Below are 23,756 nucleotides of genomic sequence, written 5' to 3'. Positions count from 1 at the left end.
GGCGTGCGGAAAAGCCCCCCACCCGGCCCCCGGTTTATATATCGGCGCGCCATCCTCTCCCGATATGGGCCGAGGAAAGATCAGAGTCTTTTATGAATCTTCGCAATATCGCCATTATCGCCCACGTTGACCACGGCAAGACGACGCTCGTGGACGCCCTTCTGGCTCAGTCGGGCGTGTTCCGCGCCAACGAAGCCACGGTTGAGCGCGCCATGGACTCCAACGATCAGGAGCGCGAGCGCGGCATCACCATCCTCGCCAAGTGTACCTCGGTCCTGTGGAACGGTAAGGCCGGCGAAACCCGCATCAATATTATCGACACACCGGGCCACGCCGATTTCGGCGGCGAGGTTGAGCGCATTCTGGGCATGGTGGACGGCTGCGTCATCCTCGTGGACGCCGAAGAAGGCGTCATGCCGCAGACCAAGTTCGTGCTGGGCAAGGCGCTGAAGCTGGGCCTGCGTCCGATCCTGTGCATCAACAAGGTTGATCGCGCCCACGCCGATCCCGACCGCGTGCACAACGAAGCCTTCGACCTGTTCGCTGCCATGGGCGCGACGGATGAGCAACTCGACTTCCCGCACATCTATGCGTCGGGCCGTTCAGGCTGGGCGACGCTGGACCTCAATGTGCCGTCCGACAACCTCGCGCCGCTGTTCGACCTGATCGTCGATCACGTGCCGCCGCCCGCCGTGCAGGCAAAGGTCAATGAGCCGTTCCAGATGCTGGCCGTGCTGATCGAATCCGATCCGTTCCTGGGCCGCATCCTGACGGGCCGGATCGCTCAGGGTAAGGCTACCCCCGGTCTGGCCATCAAGGCGCTGAATCGCGACGGTCAGGAAATCGAGCGCGGCCGCATCACCAAGGTGCTGGCCTTCCGCGGCCTGAAGCGTCAGCCGCTGGACGAAGGTTCGGAAGCCGGTGACATCGTCGCCATCGCCGGTCTGTCGAAGGCCACGGTTGCCGATACGCTTTGCGATATGTCGCTCGACACCGCCCTGCCGGCGCAGCCGATCGACCCGCCGACCATCTCGATGACCGTATCGGTCAACGACTCGCCGCTGGCCGGTCGTGAAGGCTCCAAGGTGCAGTCGCGCGTTATCCGTGACCGGCTGCTGAAGGAAGCCGAATCGAATGTCGCGATCCGCGTCACCGAATCGGGTGAAAAGGACGCCTTCGAAGTCGCCGGTCGCGGCGAACTGCAACTGGGCGTGCTGATCGAAAACATGCGCCGCGAAGGCTTCGAAGTCGCCATTTCTCGTCCACGTGTGGTCTATCAGACCGATCCGGAAACTGGTGAGCGCATGGAGCCCATCGAAGACGTCATGATCGACGTGGACGAAGAGTTTACCGGCGTCGTCATCGAAAAGCTGTCGGCGCGCAAGGCCGAGCTGAAGGACATGGCGCCGTCGGGCGCGGGCAAGACGCGTATTCAGCTCAAGTCACCGTCGCGCTCGCTGATCGGTTATCAGGGCGAGTTCCTGACCGATACGCGCGGTTCGGGCGTCCTCAACCGAGTCTTCTCGCACTACGAAGCCTATAAGGGCCCGATTGAGCAGCAGCGCAAGGGCGTGCTGGTGTCAAACTCGGACGGTGAAACGGCGGCCTACGCCCTGTGGAACCTCGAAGAGCGCGGCGTGATGTTCGTCGGTGCCGGTGAAAAGACCTATATGGGCATGATCATCGGTGAAAATTCGCGCGCCGACGACCTCGACGTCAACCCGATGAAGGCCAAGCAGCTGACCAACGTGCGCGCGTCGGGCAAGGATGAAGCCATCCGCCTCACCCCGCCGCGTCGCCCGACACTGGAACAGGCCATCGCCTATATTGAAGATGATGAACTGGTCGAAGTGACCCCGCTCAATATCCGCCTGCGCAAGAAGGAACTGAACCCGTCGTTCCGCAAGAAGCGCGCCAAGGAAGACTAAAGCGAACGGCCCCGGAAACGGGGCCGTTTTTCTTTGACATCGGTATTGGGAGCAAGGGGACCTTGCCCCCTTGTCTTGCCCTAGCCCTTCAACATCTGCTCGACGATGGCCTCGTCCAGCGGCTCGAAAGTGTCGATCTGGGCGCGGTGCCACTGCTTCATCAGACCTTCGCGCGCTGTGCCATTGAGGATGGCGCCCGGTTCGACGTGAGGATAGGCAACATCGCCGCGCACAACCTCGCCATTGGCGGCGCGCACGTGCAGATGCCACGGCTTGAGGTCACGCGGGTGGTTAAGGCCCGCCGCCGCCAGCATTTCTGACAAGGCTTTCAACGTATTGCGATGGTAGTGCTCCACGCGCGGCGCCTTGTCCCTGACCACAAGCGCGCGTCTGCGCCACCACGCCTGAGTTGTCACCCCGGTCGGACAGTGATTGGTATGGCAGGCGCGGGCCTGAATACAGCCGGCAGCGAACATGAAGGCGCGCGCCGCCATTACAAAATCGGCCCCCAGCGCGTGCACGCGGCAAAAATCGAAGGCCGAGACAACCTTGCCCGACGCGCCGATGCGGACATGACCGCGCAGCCCGGCCCCCACCAGCGCATTGTGCACAAAGCTCAATCCTTCGAACAAAGGCAGGCCGACGTGGTTGGACAATTCGACCGGTGCCGCGCCGGTGCCGCCTTCGCCCCCATCGACAACGATATAGTCCGGCGTGATGCCGGTGGCCAGCATGGCCTTGACCAGCGCCAGAAACTCGGCCCGGTGGCCGATCGCCAGTTTCAAACCTACCGGTTTGCCGCCCGACAGGCGACGCAGTGCGGCGATAAAACTCATCATTTCGCGCGGCGTCGAAAAGGCCGGGTGGGCGGCAGGCGACACGCAATCACGTGTGCGATCAATCAGGCGGGTGCGTGCGATTTCGCTGGTGATTTTGGCGCGCGGCAGAACACCGCCGTGTCCCGGCTTGGCCCCCTGACTGAGTTTCAGTTCGATCATCTTCACCTGATCGAGCGCAGCCGTGCGCGCAAAGGCCTCCGGATCAAACTGCCCTTCCGGCGTGCGACAGCCAAAATAGCCCGAGGCGATCTGCCAGATCAGGTCCCCGCCATATTTGCGGTGATATTTGGAAATGGCCCCTTCACCGGTATTGTGGGCAAAGCCGCCGAGCTTCGCCCCTTTATTGAAGGCCATGATGGCATTGGCCGACACGGCACCGAAGCTGGTGCCCGAAATATTGAGCACCGAGGCGAAATAGGGCTTCTGACAATCGCGCCCGCCGATGCTGAGGCGAAAGTCGCTGGAGGCGATTTTGGACGGGCGCATCGAATGAGATATCCATCCGTAACCCACGGCATTGACGTCGCGGATAGTGCCAAAGGGCAGCTTGTCCGACACATTCTTGGCGCGGCGATAGACGAGCGCGCGCTGCTCGCGGGTGAAAGGCACCGGGTCGCGGTCGTCCTCGATCAGGTACTGGCGGATTTCCGGCCGCACCGCCTCAAGGATAAAGCGAAAATGCCCGATAATCGGATAGTTGCGCAGGATGGCGTGTGAGGTCTGGGTCAGGTCGCGCAAACCGATCAGGCTCAACGGCGCAAGGAGGAGCAAACCCCACCACAGACGCTGATCAACAAAATAGCCCGCCACCGCGCAGGCAAGCGTCAGCAACCACACACCCTGAAGGATAAAAAATCTCGATATCACCGCCGCCCCGCCCGATTAGTCATATAGCTGACATTATCAAGCGCTTGCGACGGTTTTCTGAACGGTGCTGTTAAACCGCATCAGGGCTTTTTGGGTACGGAACTGAAACCACCCCATTGCCGGCAAAGTGCATCCGCATTGCAGCCCTGACACTCTGCGACCTTCGCGTAATCTTAAGGCCCTTCTGCCGCCTCAGCGGCCCTTTACCCCCTTGGCGACTGTCATTCCCCGCCAAGGTCAATCATGCGCCATCCCCGTCGTTCGCTGCTTCTTTCTGCCACCGCTCTGGCTCTCGTTTTTAACAGCCCGGCGGCTTTAGCGACCACCACGGTTTCGACGGCCACCACGGCGCCCTTACAAACGGCCACAGCCAACAGCGGCAGTGCAGACGATATCGACGTCACCGATGCCGCCACGATCACTTTGACAAGCGGCACCGCCCTCACCGTCAATTCGAACAACGCACTGGTGCTCAATGGGGTGGTCGAAATGTCCTCCTCAGACAGCGGCGCCACCGCCGTCCTGATTGACGGCGCCCGGACAACCAGCCTCGACCTGTCGGGGACAATTACGGTTACGGATAGCTACACCGCAGAGGACAAGAACAGCGACAATATCGTCGATGGCGTCTTCGCAGAGGGGACCAACCGCTATGGGGTTCGTGCTACTGGACTGCTGACGGGTGATGCCGATATCGACTCGACGATCAGCGTCCATGGTAATCAGTCCGCCGCCATCCTGTTTGAAAAGGGTCAGGTCGGTGATTTTCTGTTTGATGGCGCGATCAGCGTCCTCGGCGACGACGCCCGCGGTATCGCCCTGCGTGGCCCGCAAACCGGTCAGGTCTATCTGAGTGGCTCTATCTACACGCAGGGCAAGGACGCGCAGGCGGTTGAACTTTCCGGCGCGATCAACGGTGTTTTGGTGATCGACGCCTCAGTCACCAATACCGGCTATCGCTACACAAGCATCTCCGACGATTATCTGGATCTTCTGGACGCCGACGACCTCTATCAGGCCAAGGCCGCGATACAGGTCTCAAATACTGTCAGCGGTGGTGTGCTGATCAACGCCGCCGTCACCAGCGAGGACGACACCAATACCGATGAAAACGGCAATGATATAGAAGATACCGAAGAGGGCACGGCCTCTATCGTCCAGTACGGCACGGCTCCGGCCCTGCTGATCGGTTCCGATACGCAGGGCATTACGCTTGGGGCCATAGCCTATCATGACACGGCCACCGATGATTACAGTGGCCGTACCTACGGGCTCGACATACGCGGTTCCGTGGCCGCTCATGGGCTCTATGAAGGCGTCAGCGCGACCGCTGTACAGATCGCCGGTCTGGGTTACGACGTTAACGTCACCAATGGCATTGGCCTGTCCGGCTCGGTCAGCGCCTCCGCCAATGAAGCGACCGCCACGGGCCTGACGCTGAAAAGCGGTGCGCGGGTGGGTACACTGAATCTGTCAGGGACCGTTTCAGCGAACACCACCACGACCCATTCCGACACGGCCTATGGTCTGGATATCGGCAGCGGTGCGACTCTAAGCACGCTGAAGATTGAAACAGGGGGTGCCCTCACCGCCTACGGCTATGGCACGACCGCCAATGCCACGGCCTTGCGCGACACCTCCAATACCCTGACCTCGCTCCTGATCAATGGCAGCCTCTCCGCCGGCATCACCCCCGGCGATGAGGACGAAGACGATGTGACCGACACCGCCGTAAACCGCGCGGTGGCCATAAATCTCAGTGCCAACAGCGTGGGCACGACGATTGAGGTGGTCAATGCCCATCTCGATGATGACGACTACGCCCTGCCCTATATCACCGGCGATGTGAAACTGGGGTCTGGCAATGATACGCTGCGTGTCTCCAACGGCCATATTTACGGCAATATCGACTTCGGCGCGGGCAGCAACAGCCTGACCATTGAAGAGGAAGGCGTTGTTCTGGGCAAGCTGACCGGAGCCGGAACGGTGGCCGTCGATGTCGCCAACGGACGTCTGGGGCTGAGCGCGGGCTCGCAGCTTATCCTGTCGAGCCTGCATGTGGGGAGTGAGAGCGAGCTTTATCTGGGGCTGACCACCGCAGCCCCCACCCGGCCCCTTCTGATCAATACCGGCACGACGGTGTTCGACGATGGCGCGGCGCTTTATCTGACGCTGGACAAGATCATCCAGACGCCGACGCGCTTCACCCTGATGACCGGCAAAAATATCGACTTCGGGACGCTCGATTTCGCAGACATGGATGAGCAGGTTCCCTGGCTTTACAAATCCACCCTGACGACGGGCAGCGCCAATGACGGACTCTATGCCGATTTTCGTCTGCGCACGCAGTCCGAATCCGGTCTGAGCGTCACCGAGTACAGCGCCTTGGGGGCAGTGCTGACGGCGGCCGCGACCGACGATGACACGAAGAGTACGCTTCTGGCCGCCACGACTGAAAGCGGTTTTGTCAGGACCTTTGCGGCCTTTCTGCCCGACTTTTCGGGCGAAACCCTGCTGTCTCTGTCGCGCGGGCGCGAGGCCCTGACGCGCTCGATTGAAAAGCAATCCATCCTGCCCGGCATGGGTGAAACCCATTACTGGATTCAGGAAGAGGGCTATCAGCTCAACCGCGAACGCGGCCAGACCCTGGGGTTCAAGACCACCGGGTTCAGCTTTGCCGGCGGCATCGAACGCGGTCTGGGCTATGGGCAGGCGGTGGGGCTCTTCACCAGCTACACGGCGGCGACACCGAAGGACACCTACGCCACCGCCTATGAAACCTCTTCGGCGGCCGATTTCACCGTGGGCGGTTACTGGCGACTGGATCGTGGCGGTGTGAAGGCCTGGTTAAGCGCCGGCGCTGGCGGCACCTTCTTTGAGACGGAGCGTCAGATGGTGGGGTCAGCCAATACCCTCACGGCGCGCGCCAAATGGAACGGCTACAGTCTCTCAGGCAGTACGGGGGCCTCCTACCGGGCGACGCTGGGGCCAATCAGCGTAAAGCCGCTTGTCTCCCTCGACTATTACGCGCTCAAAGAAGAGGCGCGGGAAGAGAGCGGCGGCGGCACCGCCTTCGACCTCAGCGTGGGGGAACGCCAGAGCCATATCGCTACGGCCTCTGCGCTCCTGAGCTTCGGACGTGGCGACCGCACGGCGCTACTGCAACCGGAGTTCTGGGTGGGTTATCGCAATAATGTCTCGGTGAAGGTGGACGATACCGTCGCGCGCTTTATGGATGGTGAGGCCTTTAGTCTCTCGGCGGGAAACGTTAAGGGCGGCGCGCCGGTCATCGGTTTGCGTATGATGGCAGGCAACGAATATGGTTATCTATCACTTGAAGCCGAGGGCGAAAAATACAGTGAATACAGTAATTACAAACTTAGTCTTCGCACCGGTTTCAAATTCTGATCCCGTACCTAAAGCGTCAGTTTGCAAAAAGATAAATTATTATTTATAAACAACGTTTATTATACATTTTCTCATATATCAATTGAGCCTTATCGTCCATTGCAGGGAGTGAGCCACCTGTGGCAGCAGTAGGTTCAGAAGCGCTTTTCTCTGTTCGCACCGTTCGAGAGGTGATAACGTTGTCACCCTATAATGCAGGGCGAATCCGCGCCCTCCGGACAGAGGAAACCCACCATGATCACCCGTCGCCATAGCCTTGCCCTTGGACTGGCCGCTCTTACCTTACCGATGCAAGCCGTGGCTGCCGACACGGGTATCCGGGGCCTTGGTGGAGCGGGCGACGCCTTGGGCGAAGGCCCCTACTGGTCGGCGCCCCACAAGCGAATTTTCTGGGTCAATATTTCGGGTCAGACCATTTACGCGCTCGATCCGAAAAGCGGCGATCTGAAAACCTGGAAGACACCCAGGCCCGTCTGTTTCCTCGCCGACCGCAAATCGGGCGGCCTGATTGCGGGCCTTAGCGACGGAGTCTATGGCTTCGATCCCAAAAGCGGTGCCTTCACCCTTCTCGTCCAGCCCGAAAAGCGCGAAGACACGCGGCTGAACGACGGCAAGGTCGATGCCAAAGGCCGTCTGTGGACCGGCACCATGGACACCAAATGGAAGGAAAAGGTCGGGGCCTTCTATCGCATCGGCGCCGATCTCAGCGTCACCAAGGTTGATGGTCCCTATCTGTGCGCCAATGGCCCGACCTTCAGCGCGGATGGCCGCACCCTGTGGCACACTGAAACCTACGACAAGGAGGTCTTTGCCTTTGATGTCGCGCCCGATGGTACGCTGTCCAACAAGCGGCTTTTCGTGAAATTTGACGGCGATATGGGCGCGCCGGACGGCATGACTACGGATGCGCAGGGTGGCGTATGGATCGCCCATTATGGCGGTGGCCGCGTCAGCCGCTATAATCCGGATGGCAAACTGGATTTCGCCATCACCCTGCCCGCCACCCAGATCACCAGCATGGCCTTCGGCGGGGCCAAACTCGATCACCTGTATATCAGTTCAGCAGCGCAGTTCCTGCCCGACACTGCGCCGGATAAGGGCGTGGCCGGGACACTGTTTGAAGTGACGCCGGCCCGGCTGCGCGGGCACACAGGCCTGCCCGCGACGCCTTTCGCGGGTTAAACCTTAACAGGCACTCCGCCCTGATCGGCGCTGCGGTACATGGCCTGAATCAATCGGATGTCACGCAGCCCCATCTCGCCCGGCGTGCGGTGCGGCGTATTGCTGCGCGCGGCCTGCGAAAAACCGTCCACCTGCGCGGCGAACTGGGTATAGGGCGGGGCAGCACGCACCGGCGTACCGGGGTCCCAGCCGCGGTGCAGATTGGCGCGGTTATCGTAATAGTCCGATGCCGGGTCCATATTGATGGCGGCGCTGGCCCCGAACACCTTGATGCGCGATCCGCCTGCGTAGCAGTAGGAGGACGAGCCCTGTGCACTGAGCCCCGACGGGAAGGTCATGCGCCAGTTTAGCCCGCCTTCGACGGTCTTAAAGCGCGGATCATCCTTCGAATAGGCATAGACCGCCGACACCGTGTCGGGCATCTGGTCGGCCAGCATCAGGGTGCCGTTCAGCGCATAGATGCCGATATCGTACATCGAACCGCCACCGGCCAGCGGCTTGTCCAGACGCCACTTCATCGGCGGGTATTGCGGGTCGGCATTGAAGCCGGCATCGCCGGTGATGTAGCGCAGGTCGCCCAGTTCACCCTGCTTGCAGCGGCGCTTCACCTCGATATTGAGCGGCTCGAAATGCACGCGATAGGCCACACCCAATTGCCGATTGGCCGCCCTGGCGGTGGCCACCATCGCCTCGCACTCTTCGACCGTTGAAGCCATCGGCTTTTCGCACAGGACGTGCTTGCCGGCCTTCAGGGCGCGGATCGTGTATTCGGCGTGCAGCCCTACCGGCAGGACGATATAGACGCAGTCGATGTCCTTGTCGGCGGCGATCTTGTCGAAATCGTCATAGCCATAGGTTTTGGCCACGCCATACCGCTCGGCGAGGTCCTTTGCCTTGGCCGGATTGCCGGAGACGAAGGCGGTCATGCGCGACTCGTCGGCCTGAAGGAAGCCGGATATCACCTGATTGATGGCGTAGCTGCCCAGACCGACCACGGCCCAGCCCAGACGCTTTTTGGGCGGTTCCGGCAGATCAACCCCGTTGGGCAGGGGCTGACCGGCGGCTTTGCCTGTTGTTTGAGCGGTAGCGGCGGCGGTAGCGGCGGCACTGGCGGCCAGCGGCAGCCCTCCGGCACCTATTAAAAGCTTTCGGCGATCCATCATGGGGGTTTCCTCTGTTTGAATTTATAAGGTGGCGGTACTGTAAACCGGAATCCGACCATGTGACAACGTTTACCCAAGGCTTTTTTCACTGAACCTGACTTAGCTGTCCCGATACATTTTGTTCTTGTTATGTTCTTTTTAAGTGGTAAGCTCAGGGCATGTCCTCAAAGCCCCTGCCTACCCTGCGCACCGAACGCATTACCGATGAAGACGCCCTGCCCGATCGGGTGCGCAAGGGACGCGGCGCGGTGTCGAACCGCCTTAGCGGCCGTTTTGATGCCCCTGATCGCTACGACACGACCGACGGCTGGGACAGCGAAGACCATCCCGATATCGAGCGTGTGCAGACCATCCTCGGCATAGACGCCGTGCGCAAGGTCATCAGCTATAACGACTCGCCGGATGTGGGGTCGAGCCGCTCCATTAATCCGTACAAGGGCTGCGAGCACGGCTGTATCTATTGTTTCGCCCGCCCGACCCACGCCTATCTGGACCTGTCGCCGGGACTGGATTTCGAAACCCGCATCTTTCGCAAACCCGACGCCGCGGAACGGCTGCGCGAAGAACTGTCGCATCCCAAATACCGCGCCGCGCCGCTGGCGCTCGGTATCAATACCGACGCCTATCAGCCGATTGAACGCAGCGAACGCCTGACGCGACGGTTGCTGGAGGTGCTGTGGGAGTTTCGCCATCCGGTGCATATCGTCACCAAATCAGCCCTGATTCTGCGAGATCTGGATATTCTGGCCCCCATGGCGGCGGCCAATCTGTTTTCGGCCACCCTGTCGGTGACGACGCTCGACCGCCATATTGCGCAGGCAATGGAGCCGCGCGCCGCGACGCCAATGAAGCGCATCGAAACCATCCGCGCGCTCAGTGCCGCCGGTATTCGGGTAAATGTACTGGCGGCCCCGCTGATCCCCGGGCTGACCTGTCATGAACTGGAAAACATCCTCAAGGCCGGGGCCGAAGCCGGTGCCATCCGCGGCGGCTATATTCCTGTGCGGTTGCCGCACGAGATCAAGCTGCTGTTCGAAGATTGGTTGCGACTTAACTTTCCAGATCGCGCCGACCGCGTACTTAATCGCATCCGCGCCCTGCGCGGCGGCAAGCTGAACGATCCCAATTTCAAGACGCGCATGACCGGCACGGGTCTGGAGGCGGATCTGCTCAAACAGCGCTATGATCTGGCCGTGCGGCGGTATGGCTTGGATGCGCCGCGCACACCGCTCGATTCGACGCAGTTCCGTGGCGGCGACCCGCAGATGCGCTTGTTTTAACTCTTATCCGAACAGCATCCGCGTCATATTCCCGGCAATGCCGCGCAGTTCGTCCGCTGACGCCCCGGCACGGGCGCGCACCCCCAGATTGGCCGTGATGCCGCCGATCATCTGGGCCAGCACCTTCGGGTCATGATGGGGGGGCAGACAGCCATAGGTCTGGGCGTCGGTAAAGAAGCGCTCGAAGCGCACGTCGAACTCTTCGATGGTGTTTTGCAGCATCTCCAGGATCGATTCGTGCTGTGGCGCTTCGTTGAGCGCCGTGCACATGAAGGCGCAGCCCAGCGGGTGTTCGCTCTGACCGGTGTAGGTGCCGATCATGATGTCGAAATAGCGCCCGACAATGGTGCCGAGACTATCGCCCTGCCCCTTGCAACTCAGCACCGTATCCAGTTGCTCGCTGATGCGATGACGGTAACGCTGCATGGATTTGAGATAGAGGGCTTCCTTGTCGCCGAAGCCGGCATAGAGGCTGGGGCGGTTGACGCCCGTCGCTTCGACCAGATCATCCAGAGAGGTCGCGGCAAAACCCTTTTCCCAGAACACAAACAAAGCCTTTTCCAGCACGAGATCGGGGTCATAGGCGCGCGGACGACCCCGCGGACGCTTGCAGCAGGCACTCGCCTCCAGCGCCTGATCGCCGCAGACATCGGGCAGACCCAGCACCACAGCGTCGGCATCTACGGCCTCGCTCTTATGAATCAGCGTCTCGTAAGGCTGGTGCACCATGGCAGCACGATTACTCCTTTTACTGTCCCCTATGTAGCGTGTCCTCTCCCCTGCTGCCAGTCCCCGACACGCAGATGTCATATCTGCCCGTCGACACACTAAGATTTCGACACACTTTCACGACTGCTGACAAATTTTTGTACCAATTCGCACAAAAATTTGCCCAAGCCTCTATTAATTTGCGAAACAGTACATAAATGGATGTCTGCGGCTTCGGTTCAAGGGCTGTTCCTGTGGCCGCTTCCTTTTCTTTTCCCTTTCTCCCCAAAGGTGACCCGCATGTTGACCCCGTCCGATCTTTACCGGCGCGCGCCGCGTCAGGCGCTTCTGACCGCCGCCGCCATCGCCACCCTGAGCGTGGGAGCCTTCGGCATCTACGCCCTGACTACCAAAGCCGACGCTCAGGCCACCGCCGCCGCCCCGCAGGCCATTCCCGTTAAGGTGGCGCTCATCGAAGAACAGACCGTCAGTGGCTGGGACTCCTTCTCCGGCCGTCTGGAAGCGGTGGAGCGCGTTGAAATCCGCTCGCGCGTCTCCGGGGCCGTAAAGGCTATCCACTTCCGCGAAGGCGCCTTCGTCAAGGAAGGCCAGCTTCTTGTCACCATCGACCCGGCCCCCTACGCCGCCGAGGTCGCCCGTGCCCGCGCGCAGGTGCAGGCCGCCGAGGCGCGTCTGACGCTGGCGCGCTCTGAAAACAGCCGCGCCGAACGCCTGCTGAATGAACGCGCCATCTCACAATCCGAGGCCGAAACGCGCATCAATGCCTTGCGCAGCGCCGAAGCCGACCTCGCCGCCGCGCAGGCCGTTCTGCAATCGGCCAATCTCAACCTCTCCTATACGCAGGTCCGTGCCCCGGTGTCGGGTCGCGTGGGTAAGATCGAAATCACGCAAGGCAATCTGGTCGCCTCCGGCCCCGGTTCGGCCGTGTTGACGACCCTGGTGTCGGTCTCCCCCATCTATGCCAGCTTCGATGCCAATGAAGAGGTGATCAACCGAACGCTGGCCGATCTCAACGGGGCGGAATTCGGCAAGGTGCCGGTGAAGCTGGAGCTGGACAACGGTTCCGAACCGCTGAGCGGGCACCTGCAACTGATCGACAATCAGTTCGACAGCCAGTCCGGCACCGTGCGCGCCCGTGCCGTCTTCGCCAATACCGACGGGAAGCTGATCCCCGGCCAGTTTGTGCGCGTCAAGCTGGGGGAGGCCACGGCCAAGCCGGCCATACTGATCAATGAAGTGGCCATCGGAACCGATCAGTCCAAGCGCTTCGTTTATGTGGTGGGCAAGGGCAATGCGGTGGAATACCGTGAAGTCCAGCTCGGCGGCACGATTGACGGTCAGAAGGTGGTCACGGCAGGACTGAAACCCGGTGATCGCGTGGTGATGTCGGGGCTTCAGGCGCTGCGGCCGGGTACGGTCGTCGCGCCGCAACTGATGGCCGCCCGCCCGGTCATCGACGCCACACCCAAGCCGAACGTTTAACCCCTCCCTTCCCTGTCACGCAGCGATGATGGTTGAGGGGATGACTCCTAAAACCTGATTTCGCTACCTTTGGCGTAACCCCCCTCCGTCTTTTGCCGCTTCGCGTCAAAATCCACCTCCCCATGCCTGAGGCACAGGGAGGAGGGCATGCCTGCGCCGCAATCTTTCCCGTCCGCCCATAAGGGGGCACTTATGAACCTCTCAAAATTCTTCATCGACAGGCCGATCTTCGCCGGTGTGCTGTCGCTGCTTATCGTGGTGTTCGGGCTCCTCAGCCTGCGCACCCTGCCCGTCTCCGAATACCCGGAAGTCGTGCCGCCGCAGGTGGTGGTGCGCGCCGTCTATCCGGGCGCAAGCCCCGCCGTCATCGCTGAAACCGTCGCCACCCCCATCGAAGAAGCCCTCACCGGCACCGAAGACATGATCTACATGTCCTCAGCCTCGACCTCCGACGGGCAGATGACCCTGACCCTCACCTTCAAGCTGGGCACCAATCCGGACCTGGCGCAGCAGATGGTGCAAAACCGGGTGTCTCAGGCCGAGGCCCGCCTGCCGGCCGATGTGCGGGCGCTGGGCGTCACCACGCAAAAGAGCCAGTCCTCCCTGCCGCTGGTGGTGCACCTCGTCTCGCCCAATGGCCGCTATGACGAAAACTATCTGCGCAACTACGCCCTGATCCACGTCAAGGACCGCCTGCAAAAGATCGAAGGCGTTGCCCCCATCCAGATGTTCGGCGGCGGCGAATATTCCATGCGTATCTGGCTTGACCCGCAAAAGGTCGCCGAACGCGGCCTGTCGGCATCGGATGTCGCCAACGCCGTGCGCGGCGAAAACGTGCAGGCCGCCGCCGGTATCGTCGGGGCCTCGCCCGGACAACCCGACATCACGCTACAGATGTCGGTCAATGCGCAGGGCCGCCTGAAAACCGAAGAGGACTTCCGCAACATCATCGTCCGCTCCGATAACGGCGCCGTCACCTATCTGGGCGACGTGGCCCGCGTTGAGCTGGGGGCCGCCGACTATTCGCTGCGCTCGCTGCTGAACAATCAGAAGGCCGTCGGCATCCCGATCTTTGAACAGGCCGGGGCCAATTCGCTGAAGGTCTCCGCCGACGTTAAAAAGGCAATGGCCGAGCTTCAGAAGACCATGCCCGAAGGCGTTGAGTACCGCATCGCATACGACACCACCGAATATGTGCAGGAATCCATCGACTCGGTGATCCACACCCTGCTCGAAGCCATCCTGCTGGTGGTGATCGTCGTCATCGTCTTTCTTCAGACCTGGCGCGCTTCGATCATCCCGCTTCTGGCCGTGCCCGTATCCGTTATCGGCACCTTCGCCGTCATGCACGCCTTCGGTTTCTCCATCAACGCCCTGACCCTTTTCGGCCTCGTTCTGGCCATCGGTATCGTCGTCGATGACGCCATCGTCGTCGTCGAAAACGTCGAGCGCAATATCGAAGCCGGCAAATCGCCCAAGGAGGCCACCTATCAGGCCATGCGCGAAGTCTCCGGCCCGATAATCGCCATCGCGCTGGTGCTGGTCGCGGTCTTCGTGCCGCTGGCCTTCATCACCGGCCTGTCGGGGCAGTTCTACCGTCAGTTCTCGCTAACCATCGCCATCTCGACCGTCATTTCGGCGATTAACTCGCTCACCCTGTCCCCGGCTCTGGCGGCGCTCCTGCTTAAGGACCACCACGCCAAAAAGGACGCCCTGACGCGCTTCATGGACCGCTGGCTGGGCGGCTTCTTCCGCCTGTTCAACCGGTTCTTCCACCGTTCGTCGGAAAACTACGGCAGGGGTCTGGGGGGCATCATTTCGCGCAAGGCCCTGATGCTCGGCGTCTATGCGGTGCTGGTGCTGGCCACCCTGTTCATGTTCAGGACCGTCCCCACCGGCTTTATCCCGGCGCAGGACAAGCAGTATCTGGTCGGCATGGTGCAGCTTCCCGACGGCGCAACGCTCGACCGCACCGAAGCCGCGGCGCGCGCCATGACCGATATCGCCATGAAGCAGGACGGCGTAAAGGACGCCCTCGCCTTCCCCGGCCTGTCGATCAACGGCTTTACGCTGGCCTCCAACTCGGCCGTGGTGTTTCTGGCGCTCGACTCGTTTGAGGAACGCGGCAAAAACCACCTCGACGCCGGCACCATCGCCGGTGCGCTGAACCAGAAGTTTCTGGGCATTGGCGACGCCTATGTCGTCGTCTTCCCGCCGCCGCCGATCCTCGGCCTCGGCACCACGGGCGGCTTCAAGCTTCAGCTTCAGGATCGCGGCGCGCTTGGGCCCGAAGCGCTCGATCAGGCCACCAAGGCCTTCGTTGCCAAGGCCTATCAGACCAAGGAACTGGCGGGGGTCTTCTCCAACTATCAGATCAATGTGCCGCAGGTCTATGCCGACATTGATCGCGTCAAGGCCCGTCAGCTCGGCGTCAATGTGCAGGATGTCTTCGACACCATGCAGATCTATCTCGGCTCGATGTATGTCAACGACTTCAACAAGTTCGGCCGCACCTATTCCGTCCGTCTTCAGGCCGATGCGCCCTATCGCGCCCGCCCGGAAGATATCGGTCAGCTCAAGGTTCGCTCCAATTCGGGCGAAATGATCCCCTTGTCCGCGCTATTGAAGGTCGAACCGTCCTTCGGGCCGGTGAACGCCACCCGCTATAACGGCTATCTGGCGGCCGACATCAATGGTGGACCCGCCCCGGGCTTCTCATCCGGTCAAGCCGAAGCCGCCGCCGCCAGGATCGCCGCCGAAGTCCTGCCACCGGGGATCGAATACGAGTGGACCGACCTGACCTATCAGCAGATTCTGGCGGGCGATTCCTCCGCCGTCATCTTCCCGCTGGTTATCCTGCTCGTTTTCCTCGTGCTGGCAGCGCAATATGAAAGTCTGGTCCTTCCGCTGTCGATCCTGCTGATCGTGCCGATGGGCCTGCTGGCCGCGATTACCGGCGTGTGGGTTTCGGGCGGCGACAACAACATCTTCACCCAGATCGGCCTCTTCGTTCTGGTGGGGCTGTCGGCCAAGAACGCCATCCTGATCGTGGAATTTGCCCGCGAGCTGGAACTGGCCGGACACAAGCCGCTACAGGCCGCTATTGAGGCCAGCCGGTTACGTCTGCGCCCGATCCTGATGACCTCGATTGCCTTCATCATGGGCGTCCTGCCTCTGGTGCTGGCGCACGGAGCCGGGTCGGAAATGCGTCACGCCATGGGTGTGGCCGTCTTCGCCGGCATGATCGGTGCCACCGTTTTCGGCTTGTTCCTGACCCCCGTCTTCTACGTCACCCTGCGCGCCCTGACCGGCAATCGTCCGCTCAAGGCCCATACCCACCCCGATGAGTCCAGCGACGATGGTATCGACCCCGCGCCGAGCACCGCCACGCTGAACTCACATCCGGAGGTACATTAATGTCCCCATTTTTATCGCTCAAACGCCGCGGGGTTCCTCGCATCAGCTCGGGCGGCCAGTCGGCCTTGCCAAAGCGTGACTGGTCACGCTTTGGAGTCATCCCTCTTGCCTTTGCGACCCTTCTTCTGACGGGTTGCGCCACCGAACCGCTGACGCAGGACGCCGGGCTTACCGCCCCGGCGGCCTTCAAGGCGCCGGCCACGACCGAGACCACCGCGCCGCCTCTGGCCCAGAAGGCCGACGCCTTCTGGCTGATCTTCGGTGATCCGGTGCTTGACGATCTCGAAGCGCGTGCCATGACCCGCAATACGGACGTGGCCATCGCCGCCGCCCGCGTTCAGCAGGCCCGCGCCCTGATCCGTCAGGCCCGCGCCTTGCAGTTGCCGCAGGTCAGCGCCGGGCTGCAATCCTCGCGCGCCTCGCAAACAGGACAGTCGCCCAAGGCTTCAACCCTGCACGCGGCCGGTCTCGACCTCGGCTACGAGGTCGATCTGTCGGGCCGTCTGTCGAAGGCGACGCAGGCGGCGACGCTTGACGCCTCCGCCGCCGAAGACACTGCGAAATGGGCGCAACTGCTCGTTCAGGGCGCGGTGGCCGAAACCTATTTCGCCCTGCGCGCCCTCGATGAAGACCGCGCCATCGTGGCCGAAACGCTGGAGGCCTATCAGGGCACGCTCAGCGTTACGCAAAACCGTTATGCGGCCGGTGACGTCGCCGAACTGGATGTGGTGCGCCTGCAAACCGAGGTCGCGACGACCGAGGCCGAGTTGAAGGCGCTCGACCGTCAGAGGGCGCAGGTCGAAAACGCCCTGAGCCTGCTGGTCGGTGACCTGCCTTCAACCTTCCGCGTTGAAAGCAAGGCCTGGGAGGCGCAGCCCTGGGCCGGGGCCGTGCCGCTGATCCCGGCGGGACTGCCGTCTGAGCTTCTGACGCGCCGCCCGGACGTCACCGCCGCCGAAAAGGCCATGCAGGCCGCCCAGAAGCGCGTCGGCATCGCCAGGGCCGCGTGGTTCCCGCGCCTTAGCCTGACCGCCTCTGCCGGGGGCGCGTCGAACGACCTGTCGGACATCTTCGCCGAAAGCGCGCGTAACTGGTCGCTCACCGCCATTGTAGCGCAGGCGATCTTCGACGGCGGGCAACGCAAGGCCGGCGTCGAGCTGGCGCAGGGTGATCTGGCCATTGCCTTTGCGCAGTATCGTCAGTCGGTTCTGGTGGCCTTTGGCGACGTCGAAAACGCCCTGTCGGACATAGACGGCCTGACCGGCGAAGCCGAGACCCAGTCCACGGCTCTGGCGGCGGCGCGCCGGGCGCTCGACCTGTCGCAGTCGCGCTACAAACACGGCTATGTGTCTCAGCTTGAGGTGCTGGATGCCCAGCGCTCCTACCTGCGTATCCGCCGTCAGGATCTTCAGGTCCGCGCCCAGCAATATCAGGCAACCGTGCGCCTGATCCGCGCTTTGGGCGGCGACTGGACAGTGTAAACCGGCCTCTTTGTGACTCTGACGCCTGCCGACACGCTCGGCAGGCGTTTTTTGCGCTCGATAACGCTTGGAATTGAATACATTTGCTCTATAAGTCGGACAAATAATCAAAGGGAAACGTCCGATGAAAACGCGCCTCAGCCTTGCCCTTATCGCCCTGTCGCTGGCAGGCTGCGCCGCCCTGCCCCCCACCAAACCGTCCGCCATAGCGCCGAAGCCCCTTTACCGCGACCCGGTCTATGACGGAGCAGCCGATGTGTCGATCCTCTACGACCACGCGGCCAAAGACTGGAAGATGTTTTACACCAATCGGCGCGCCACGCTGAAAACGCCCGACGGCGACGTATCGTGGGTCCATGGCACACCCATCGGGGTGGCGGCCTCGAAAGACGGCGTGAACTGGGCCTATCAGGGCATGGCCGATATTCCGCTGTCGTGCACGGGCGAAACCCTGTGGGCCCCGGAAGTCTATGCCGATAAGGGCACCTATCACATGTGGCTGACGGTCGTGCCGGGTGTCTTCAAGGACTGGAAGGCCGGGCGCTTCATCGTCCACCTGACGAGCCCGGACCTGAAAAACTGGACCTGCGGTGAGCGGCTGGAACTGGGGACCGACCGCGCGATTGACGCCAGCGTCATCCACAAGGACGGCCTCTATCGCCTGTGGTTTAAGGACGAGCGCAAGGGCAGCCGCCTGTTCGTGCTGGAAAGCCCGGACCTGACCTCATGGGTGCGTCAGCCCGATCCGGTCATCGACACCAATGCCGAGGGGCCGAAGGTGTTTCAGTTCGGCGGCCATTATTGGCTGATTGCCGATGTGTGGAAGGGGTTGATGGTCCTGCGCTCCGACGATCTGAAGACCTGGACGCCACAACCCAACCGCCTGCTGGAACAGCCGGGCACGCAAGCCACCGATAACGACAAGGGCCAGCACCCCGACGTGGTGGTCAATAATGGCCGCGCCCTGATCTATTACTTCGTGCACCAGTATAAGGCCCCGGAAGCGGCTGCCGATCCCAAATACGGTCAGCGCACCGTCATTCAGGTCGCCGAATTGAAGATCGGTCCCGATGGCTGGCTGACGGTCGATCGAAATGCGCCAGTCGATGCGCGGTTGACACCGCCGAATTAGTCAGACCGCTCGCGCCAGAACGTTGCGAATTGAAAAACTGGAATGGATACGCTGCACGCCGGGGAGTTTCGACAGCACATCCGTGTGAATGCGTTCGAATTCGCGCGCGTCAGCAATATCGACGCGCAGCACGTAGTCGGCGTCCCCGGTCATCAGCAGGCACTCACGGATTTCCGGGTAGCGCCGCACCGCCGCCTCAAAGCGCCTGAGCGTCCCCTCGCTCTGCCGCTCCAGCGAGATGCGGATAATGACGGCGATGGACTCGCCTTCGACCTCTTCTCCGATCAGGGCGGTATAGCCGCGGATGACACCGCTTTTTTCCAACAATTGAATGCGCCGCAAGCAGGCTGAAGGCGACAGGCCTACCTCGGCCGCCAGTCGGGCATTACTCATCCGCGCATTGAGCCGGAGAAGCCGGATCAGGCTGCGGTCCACCGCATCGAGAGGGCGCATGACATATTCTTTCGAAAAGCGAACAATTGTTGCGACATATGACACATATATGAACTAATCACGTCAAATAGCATGAACATTCGATGATCCTTGCGTTAATCTTGCCCCTATTGGCGAAAGGAGGGCGGCATGGATCAGGCTCTGGCGAGAGAGGCGTTGGCAAACGGCGCGGGCGGCATACTGCGCGTCGATCTCGGCGCTCTGAAAGCCAACTATCTTAAACTGTGCCAATTGGCGGCGCCGACGCCGGTCAGCGCCGTGGTTAAGGCCGATGCCTATGGTCTGGGCGTCGCAGCGGCGACCAACACCCTTTACGCCGCCGGTTGCCGCCATTTCTTCGTGGCCCTGACGCGCGAAGCGTTCGATCTGCGCCCGCATCTGCCCGCTGATGCCGCGCTCTATGTGCTGAACGGACTGACGCCGGGCAGCGAAGACCGCGCCGCCGCAGCCGGGCTGATCCCTGTACTGAACTGCCCAGAACAGCTCGACGCCTGGGCCGCCGTGGCGCGCCAGACGGGTCAGACCCTGCCCGCGCTGCTACAGGTCGATACCGGCATGTCACGGCTGGGTTTCATGCCCGAAGACCTCAAGGCTCTGGCCCACGCACCCGAGCGTCTTCAGGGCGTGCGCATCGACTATCTGATGAGCCATCTGGCCTGCGCCGATGAGCCCGCCAATCCGGCCAATGGCCAGCAACTGGAAGCCTTTGAACGGGCTTCACGCCTGTTTCCCGAAACGCCTTTGTGCTTTGCCAATTCCGGCGGGCTGTTTCTGGGCGCGGAATACCACGCCGATCTGTGCCGTCCCGGCATTGCCCTTTACGGGGCGGCGCCGCACCTTGACCGGCCCAATCCGATGCAGCCGGTCATTGCGCTCGATCTCGCCGTCATTCAGACCCGCAACGTCCCCGCAGGGACGCGCATCGGCTATGGCGGCACGGTGGTGACCGACGCCCCCAAACGTCTGGCCACGCTATCCGCTGGCTATGCCGACGGCCTGCCGCGCCGCTTAAGCGATCAGGGCGCGGTCTATTTCAGGGGCGTGCGTCTGCCCTTCATCGGCCGCGTGTCCATGGACTCGATCATCATCGACATCGATGCCCTGCCCGAAGGTGCGCTGAAGGCCGGTGATTTTGTCGAACTGATCGGTCCGAATCAGTCGCTTGACGCGGTCGCAGAAGCGGCCGGCACCATCGCCTACGAAATCCTGACCCAGCTGGGTCCGCGTTACCACCGTCACCTCATCGCAGCGGAGGGCTGAGGCATGAAGATCGTCGTTCTGGGGGCCGGAGTTATCGGCGTAACGTCCGCCTGGTATCTGCGTCAGGCTGGGCATGAGGTCACGGTCATCGACCGTCAGCCGGGCCCGGCGCTGGAAACCTCGTTTGCCAATACCGGCGAAATTTCGCCCGGCTATTCCTCGCCTTGGGCGGCCCCCGGTATCCCGCAAAAGGCGCTGCGCTGGCTGTTCATGAACCACGCGCCGCTGATCATCCGCCCTAATCTCGACCCGCAAGCCGTGCGCTGGATGTGGCAGATGCTGATGAACTGCAACACCGAAAGCTATAAGCGCAACAAGGGCCGCATGGTGCGCGTCGCCGAATACAGCCGCGACTGCCTGATGGCGCTGCGGCAGGATATCGGCATCCGCTATGACGAGCGCACCCAAGGCACGCTGGAGGTCTTTCGCACGCAAAAGCAGATCGACGGCCTGGCCAAGGATATTCAGGTGCTGAAAGACGGCGGCGTGCCGTTCGAACTGCTCGATACCGACGGCTGCGTTGCCGCCGAACCGGGGCTTGCGGCCTCACGTCACAAGATCGTTGGGGGCTTACGTCTGCCCAATGACGAAACGGGCGATTGCTTTAAATTTACCAATGCTTTGTCTGAAAAAGCTGAGGCGGCCGGTGTGGTGTTCCGCTACGGTGTCGATCTGCGGGGGCTGATCTGCGAAGGCGAACGCATCAAGGCGGTGCAGACCGCGGAAGGCGATATCGAAGCCGATCTGTTCGTGGCGGCTTTGGGCAGCTATACGCCCGCCTTCCTGCAACCGCTGGGGCTGGATGTGCCGGTCTATCCGGTCAAGGGCTATTCCCTGACCCTGTCCATCATTGATGAACACCACGCCCCTCTGTCCACCGTGATGGACGAAGCGCATAAGGTGGCCATCACGCGCTTAGGCACGCGCATCCGCGTCGGCGGCATGGCCGAGATCGCCGGTTTTTCGAAAGACCTGCCCGAAGCCCGCCTCAACACACTTAAATACGTCGTCGAAGACCTGTTTGGCGGCGCGGGCGACCTGAACCATCCGAACCTGTGGTCGGGCCTGCGCCCGATGACACCGGACGGCACGCCGATAATCGGCCCGACGCGCTTTGGCAATCTCTGGCTCAATACGGGGCACGGCACGCTAGGCTGGACCATGTCATGCGGTTCGGCCAAGGTGCTAGCGGACCTGATCAGCGGCCAGACCCCGGACATCGAAACGGGTGATCTGAGCCTTAAACGTTACGCCGCTTGAGACCTCGATGCGGTTGTAGTCAAATTTAGCTGTTAGGGTATAGCCTGGATTGCCAAGCTCAAATTATACGGTATACATTTTGACATTGCCACGCCTCACAGAGTGATCTCATGAAAGCCCTTCTGCGCGCTACCGCCCTGTCTGTCATTCTCGCCATCCCCGTCCTGCCCGTCTGGGCCGAGGTCGATCCGGCGGTTCAGGCGAAGTTCGAGACGATCTACAAGACAGAATGGGAATGGCGCGGCAAGCAGTCAGCCGCCAATGAAGATACGCCCGCCGATCAGCGCGGGGGCGGCCTGCCCGACGTTTCAAAAGCCGCTCAGGACAAAAAACTGGCCTACTGGCAGACTGTGCTGAAGCAACTTGATGCCATCGACATCAACAAGTTGTCGGAAAAGGACGCTGACAATTACCGTGTCTATCGCTTTCAGATCGAGACCCTGATCAACGCTCAGGTTTATAAGCTCTACGAGCGCCCGGTGGCCGGTGATACCTCCTTCTGGGCCTATCTGGCCTATATTTCGAGCGGTACCTTCCGCAGCGAAAAGGACTATCTAAACTACATCAAGACACTCGGTGAAATGCCGCGCTATTTCAGTCAGAATATCGACAATATGCGATCTGGCCTCAAGCGCGGCTTCACCCTGCCGCGCGTCTCGCTACAAGGCCGCGATGTCTCACTGACGAAAGTGATTGAGGCCAAGGGCGAAGCCAACCCCTTCTATAAGCCGTTCAATCACTTTCCGGCGACTATTCCCGCTGACAAACAGGCCGAACTTAAAAAGCTGGGCCTTGAGGCGATCCAGAAAAGCGTTATTCCGGCGCACCAGAGCGTGCTGACCTTCCTCACGGGCGAATATACGCCCAAGGCCACGTCGTCCATTGCCGCCACCGACTTGCCGGATGGCCGCAACTTCTATCAGGCCCAAATCTACGAATACACCACGCTCACGCTGACGCCGGACCAGATTCATCAGATCGGTCTGGACGAGGTCGCCAAGATTCGCGGCGAAATGGACGCGGTGATGAAGGAGGTCGGATTCAAAGGTGATCTCAAGGCCTTCCTGACCTTCCTGCGGACCGATCCGCAATTCTATGCAAAGACGCCGCAGGAGTTACTCGACCGTTCAGCGTGGGCGGCCAAAATGTTTGACGGGAAAGCCGGGGACTACTTCGGTCGCCTTCCCCGCATGCGCTTTGCTATTATACCTGTGGCTCCGGAGATTGCCCCCTTCTATACAAGCGGTCGCGGCGGCCCAGGCGGCTATTGGGTCAACACCTATAATCTGCCCTCTCGCCCTCTCTACTCGGTCATGGCCCTGACCTTACATGAATCAGCGCCAGGCCACGCCTTCCAAATGCCACTGGCTATGGAAAACAAGGGACTGCCGCCATTTCGTCAGAGTGGTTACATCTCAGCGTACGGCGAAGGCTGGGCGCTTTATTCTGAACGTCTGGGTGTCGAAATGGGCATGTACCAGACTCCGTACGAGCGCTTTGGTATGCTGAGCTATCAGATGTGGCGTGCGGCGCGTCTGGTGGTCGATACGGGTATGCACGCCAAGGGCTGGACGCGCGATCAGGCGCTCGATTTCCTGCGTGAAAACACCGCCCTGTCCGAGCATGAAATCACCACCGAGGTGGATCGCTACATCGCCTGGCCGGGTCAGGCGCTCAGCTACTATCTGGGAGAGATGGCCATCTGGAAGGCGCGCGCCAAGGCCGAAGCGGCGCTCGGTGAGAAGTTCGATATCCGCGCGTTTCACGACACAGTGCTCGAACTGGGATCCGTGCCGTTACCGGTTATGGAGAAAGCCGTAGACCGCTTTATTGAACGCGGAGGCACAAGCCCTTATAGGGATCAGGACTAAGGCT

The 23,756-nt window shown here is 61.4% G+C and carries 15 protein-coding genes; 11 read left to right on the top strand and 4 right to left on the bottom strand.

Translation table 11 applies throughout. The features are described 5' to 3' along the window. The first annotated feature begins 92 nt into the window (after nucleotides 1-92). On the top strand, nucleotides 93-1,928 hold the full coding sequence (gene typA, locus AACH73_RS05700; protein ID WP_126420263.1) for a translational GTPase TypA: 1,836 nt from the start codon (nucleotides 93-95) through the stop codon (nucleotides 1,926-1,928). Nucleotides 1,929-2,008: 80 nt separating this feature from the next. Here typA and AACH73_RS05695 read toward each other — a convergent pair whose 3' ends face one another. Next, the gene (locus tag AACH73_RS05695) at nucleotides 2,009-3,604 is read right to left on the bottom strand and encodes an FMN-binding glutamate synthase family protein (RefSeq protein ID WP_272740461.1); all 1,596 of its coding nucleotides are present in this window, start codon (nucleotides 3,602-3,604) and stop codon (nucleotides 2,009-2,011) included. A 273-nt stretch (nucleotides 3,605-3,877) separates the two neighbouring features. Between AACH73_RS05695 and AACH73_RS05690 the strand changes: the two genes are divergently transcribed. Then, entirely contained in the window at nucleotides 3,878-7,042 is a 3,165-nt protein-coding gene (locus AACH73_RS05690) for an autotransporter outer membrane beta-barrel domain-containing protein (RefSeq protein WP_338735700.1), read from the top strand. A gap of 234 nt (nucleotides 7,043-7,276) precedes the next feature. Further along, complete coding sequence (locus AACH73_RS05685; protein WP_338735699.1) at nucleotides 7,277-8,224, top strand: SMP-30/gluconolactonase/LRE family protein; 948 nt, start codon at nucleotides 7,277-7,279, stop codon at nucleotides 8,222-8,224. Here AACH73_RS05685 and AACH73_RS05680 read toward each other — a convergent pair. Then, nucleotides 8,221-9,387 carry a Gfo/Idh/MocA family oxidoreductase gene (locus AACH73_RS05680; RefSeq protein WP_338735698.1) on the bottom strand — a complete coding sequence of 389 codons (1,167 nt, stop codon included), beginning with the start codon at nucleotides 9,385-9,387 and terminating at the stop codon, nucleotides 8,221-8,223. The genes AACH73_RS05685 and AACH73_RS05680 overlap by 4 nt on opposite strands. A gap of 158 nt (nucleotides 9,388-9,545) precedes the next feature. Here AACH73_RS05680 and AACH73_RS05675 point away from each other — a divergent pair, with 158 nt between their 5' ends. Next, on the top strand, nucleotides 9,546-10,667 hold the full coding sequence (locus AACH73_RS05675; RefSeq protein WP_338735696.1) for a PA0069 family radical SAM protein: 1,122 nt from the start codon (nucleotides 9,546-9,548) through the stop codon (nucleotides 10,665-10,667). 3 nt (nucleotides 10,668-10,670) lie between these two features. Here AACH73_RS05675 and AACH73_RS05670 read toward each other — a convergent pair whose 3' ends face one another. Further along, nucleotides 10,671-11,396, bottom strand: a complete 726-nt coding sequence (locus AACH73_RS05670) for a TetR/AcrR family transcriptional regulator (RefSeq protein WP_272740126.1) — start codon at nucleotides 11,394-11,396, stop codon at nucleotides 10,671-10,673. Between the two features lie 279 nt (nucleotides 11,397-11,675). Between AACH73_RS05670 and AACH73_RS05665 the strand changes: the two genes are divergently transcribed. The 4 genes from AACH73_RS05665 to AACH73_RS05650 all read left to right on the top strand — a co-directional run bounded on the left by AACH73_RS05665 (nucleotide 11,676) and on the right by AACH73_RS05650 (nucleotide 18,908). Further along, nucleotides 11,676-12,878, top strand: coding sequence for an efflux RND transporter periplasmic adaptor subunit (locus AACH73_RS05665; protein WP_272740127.1), 1,203 nt, complete (start codon nucleotides 11,676-11,678; stop codon nucleotides 12,876-12,878). Between the two features lie 192 nt (nucleotides 12,879-13,070). Continuing rightward, complete coding sequence (locus tag AACH73_RS05660; protein WP_338735694.1) at nucleotides 13,071-16,295, top strand: multidrug efflux RND transporter permease subunit; 3,225 nt, start codon at nucleotides 13,071-13,073, stop codon at nucleotides 16,293-16,295. Then, complete coding sequence (locus AACH73_RS05655) at nucleotides 16,295-17,776, top strand: efflux transporter outer membrane subunit (protein ID WP_338735693.1); 1,482 nt, start codon at nucleotides 16,295-16,297, stop codon at nucleotides 17,774-17,776. The genes AACH73_RS05660 and AACH73_RS05655 overlap by 1 nt, the downstream gene beginning before the upstream one ends. 124 nt (nucleotides 17,777-17,900) lie before the next feature. Beyond that, nucleotides 17,901-18,908: a family 43 glycosylhydrolase gene (locus AACH73_RS05650; RefSeq protein WP_338735692.1), complete on the top strand. Its 1,008-nt coding sequence runs from the start codon at nucleotides 17,901-17,903 to the stop codon at nucleotides 18,906-18,908. On the opposite strand, the gene AACH73_RS05645 is transcribed toward AACH73_RS05650, so the two are convergent. After that, entirely contained in the window at nucleotides 18,909-19,361 is a 453-nt protein-coding gene (locus AACH73_RS05645; protein WP_338735690.1) for an Lrp/AsnC family transcriptional regulator, read from the bottom strand. It abuts the gene before it with no gap. Nucleotides 19,362-19,490: 129 nt separating this feature from the next. Between AACH73_RS05645 and alr the strand changes: the two genes are divergently transcribed. The 3 genes from alr to AACH73_RS05630 all read left to right on the top strand — a co-directional run bounded on the left by alr (nucleotide 19,491) and on the right by AACH73_RS05630 (nucleotide 23,752). Continuing rightward, nucleotides 19,491-20,621: an alanine racemase gene (gene alr / locus AACH73_RS05640; protein WP_338735689.1), complete on the top strand. Its 1,131-nt coding sequence runs from the start codon at nucleotides 19,491-19,493 to the stop codon at nucleotides 20,619-20,621. A 3-nt stretch (nucleotides 20,622-20,624) separates the two neighbouring features. Further along, entirely contained in the window at nucleotides 20,625-21,881 is a 1,257-nt protein-coding gene (locus AACH73_RS05635; protein ID WP_338735688.1) for a D-amino acid dehydrogenase, read from the top strand. 110 nt (nucleotides 21,882-21,991) lie between these two features. Beyond that, nucleotides 21,992-23,752: a DUF885 family protein gene (locus AACH73_RS05630; protein WP_338735687.1), complete on the top strand. Its 1,761-nt coding sequence runs from the start codon at nucleotides 21,992-21,994 to the stop codon at nucleotides 23,750-23,752. The last annotated feature ends 4 nt before the right edge of the window (nucleotides 23,753-23,756 follow it).

Origin of the sequence: Asticcacaulis sp. DW145, from assembly GCF_037101385.1 — a bacterium.
GTDB classification, from domain to species: domain Bacteria; phylum Pseudomonadota; class Alphaproteobacteria; order Caulobacterales; family Caulobacteraceae; genus Asticcacaulis; species Asticcacaulis currens.
This window is presented reverse-complemented; position numbering and strand designations above follow the sequence as displayed.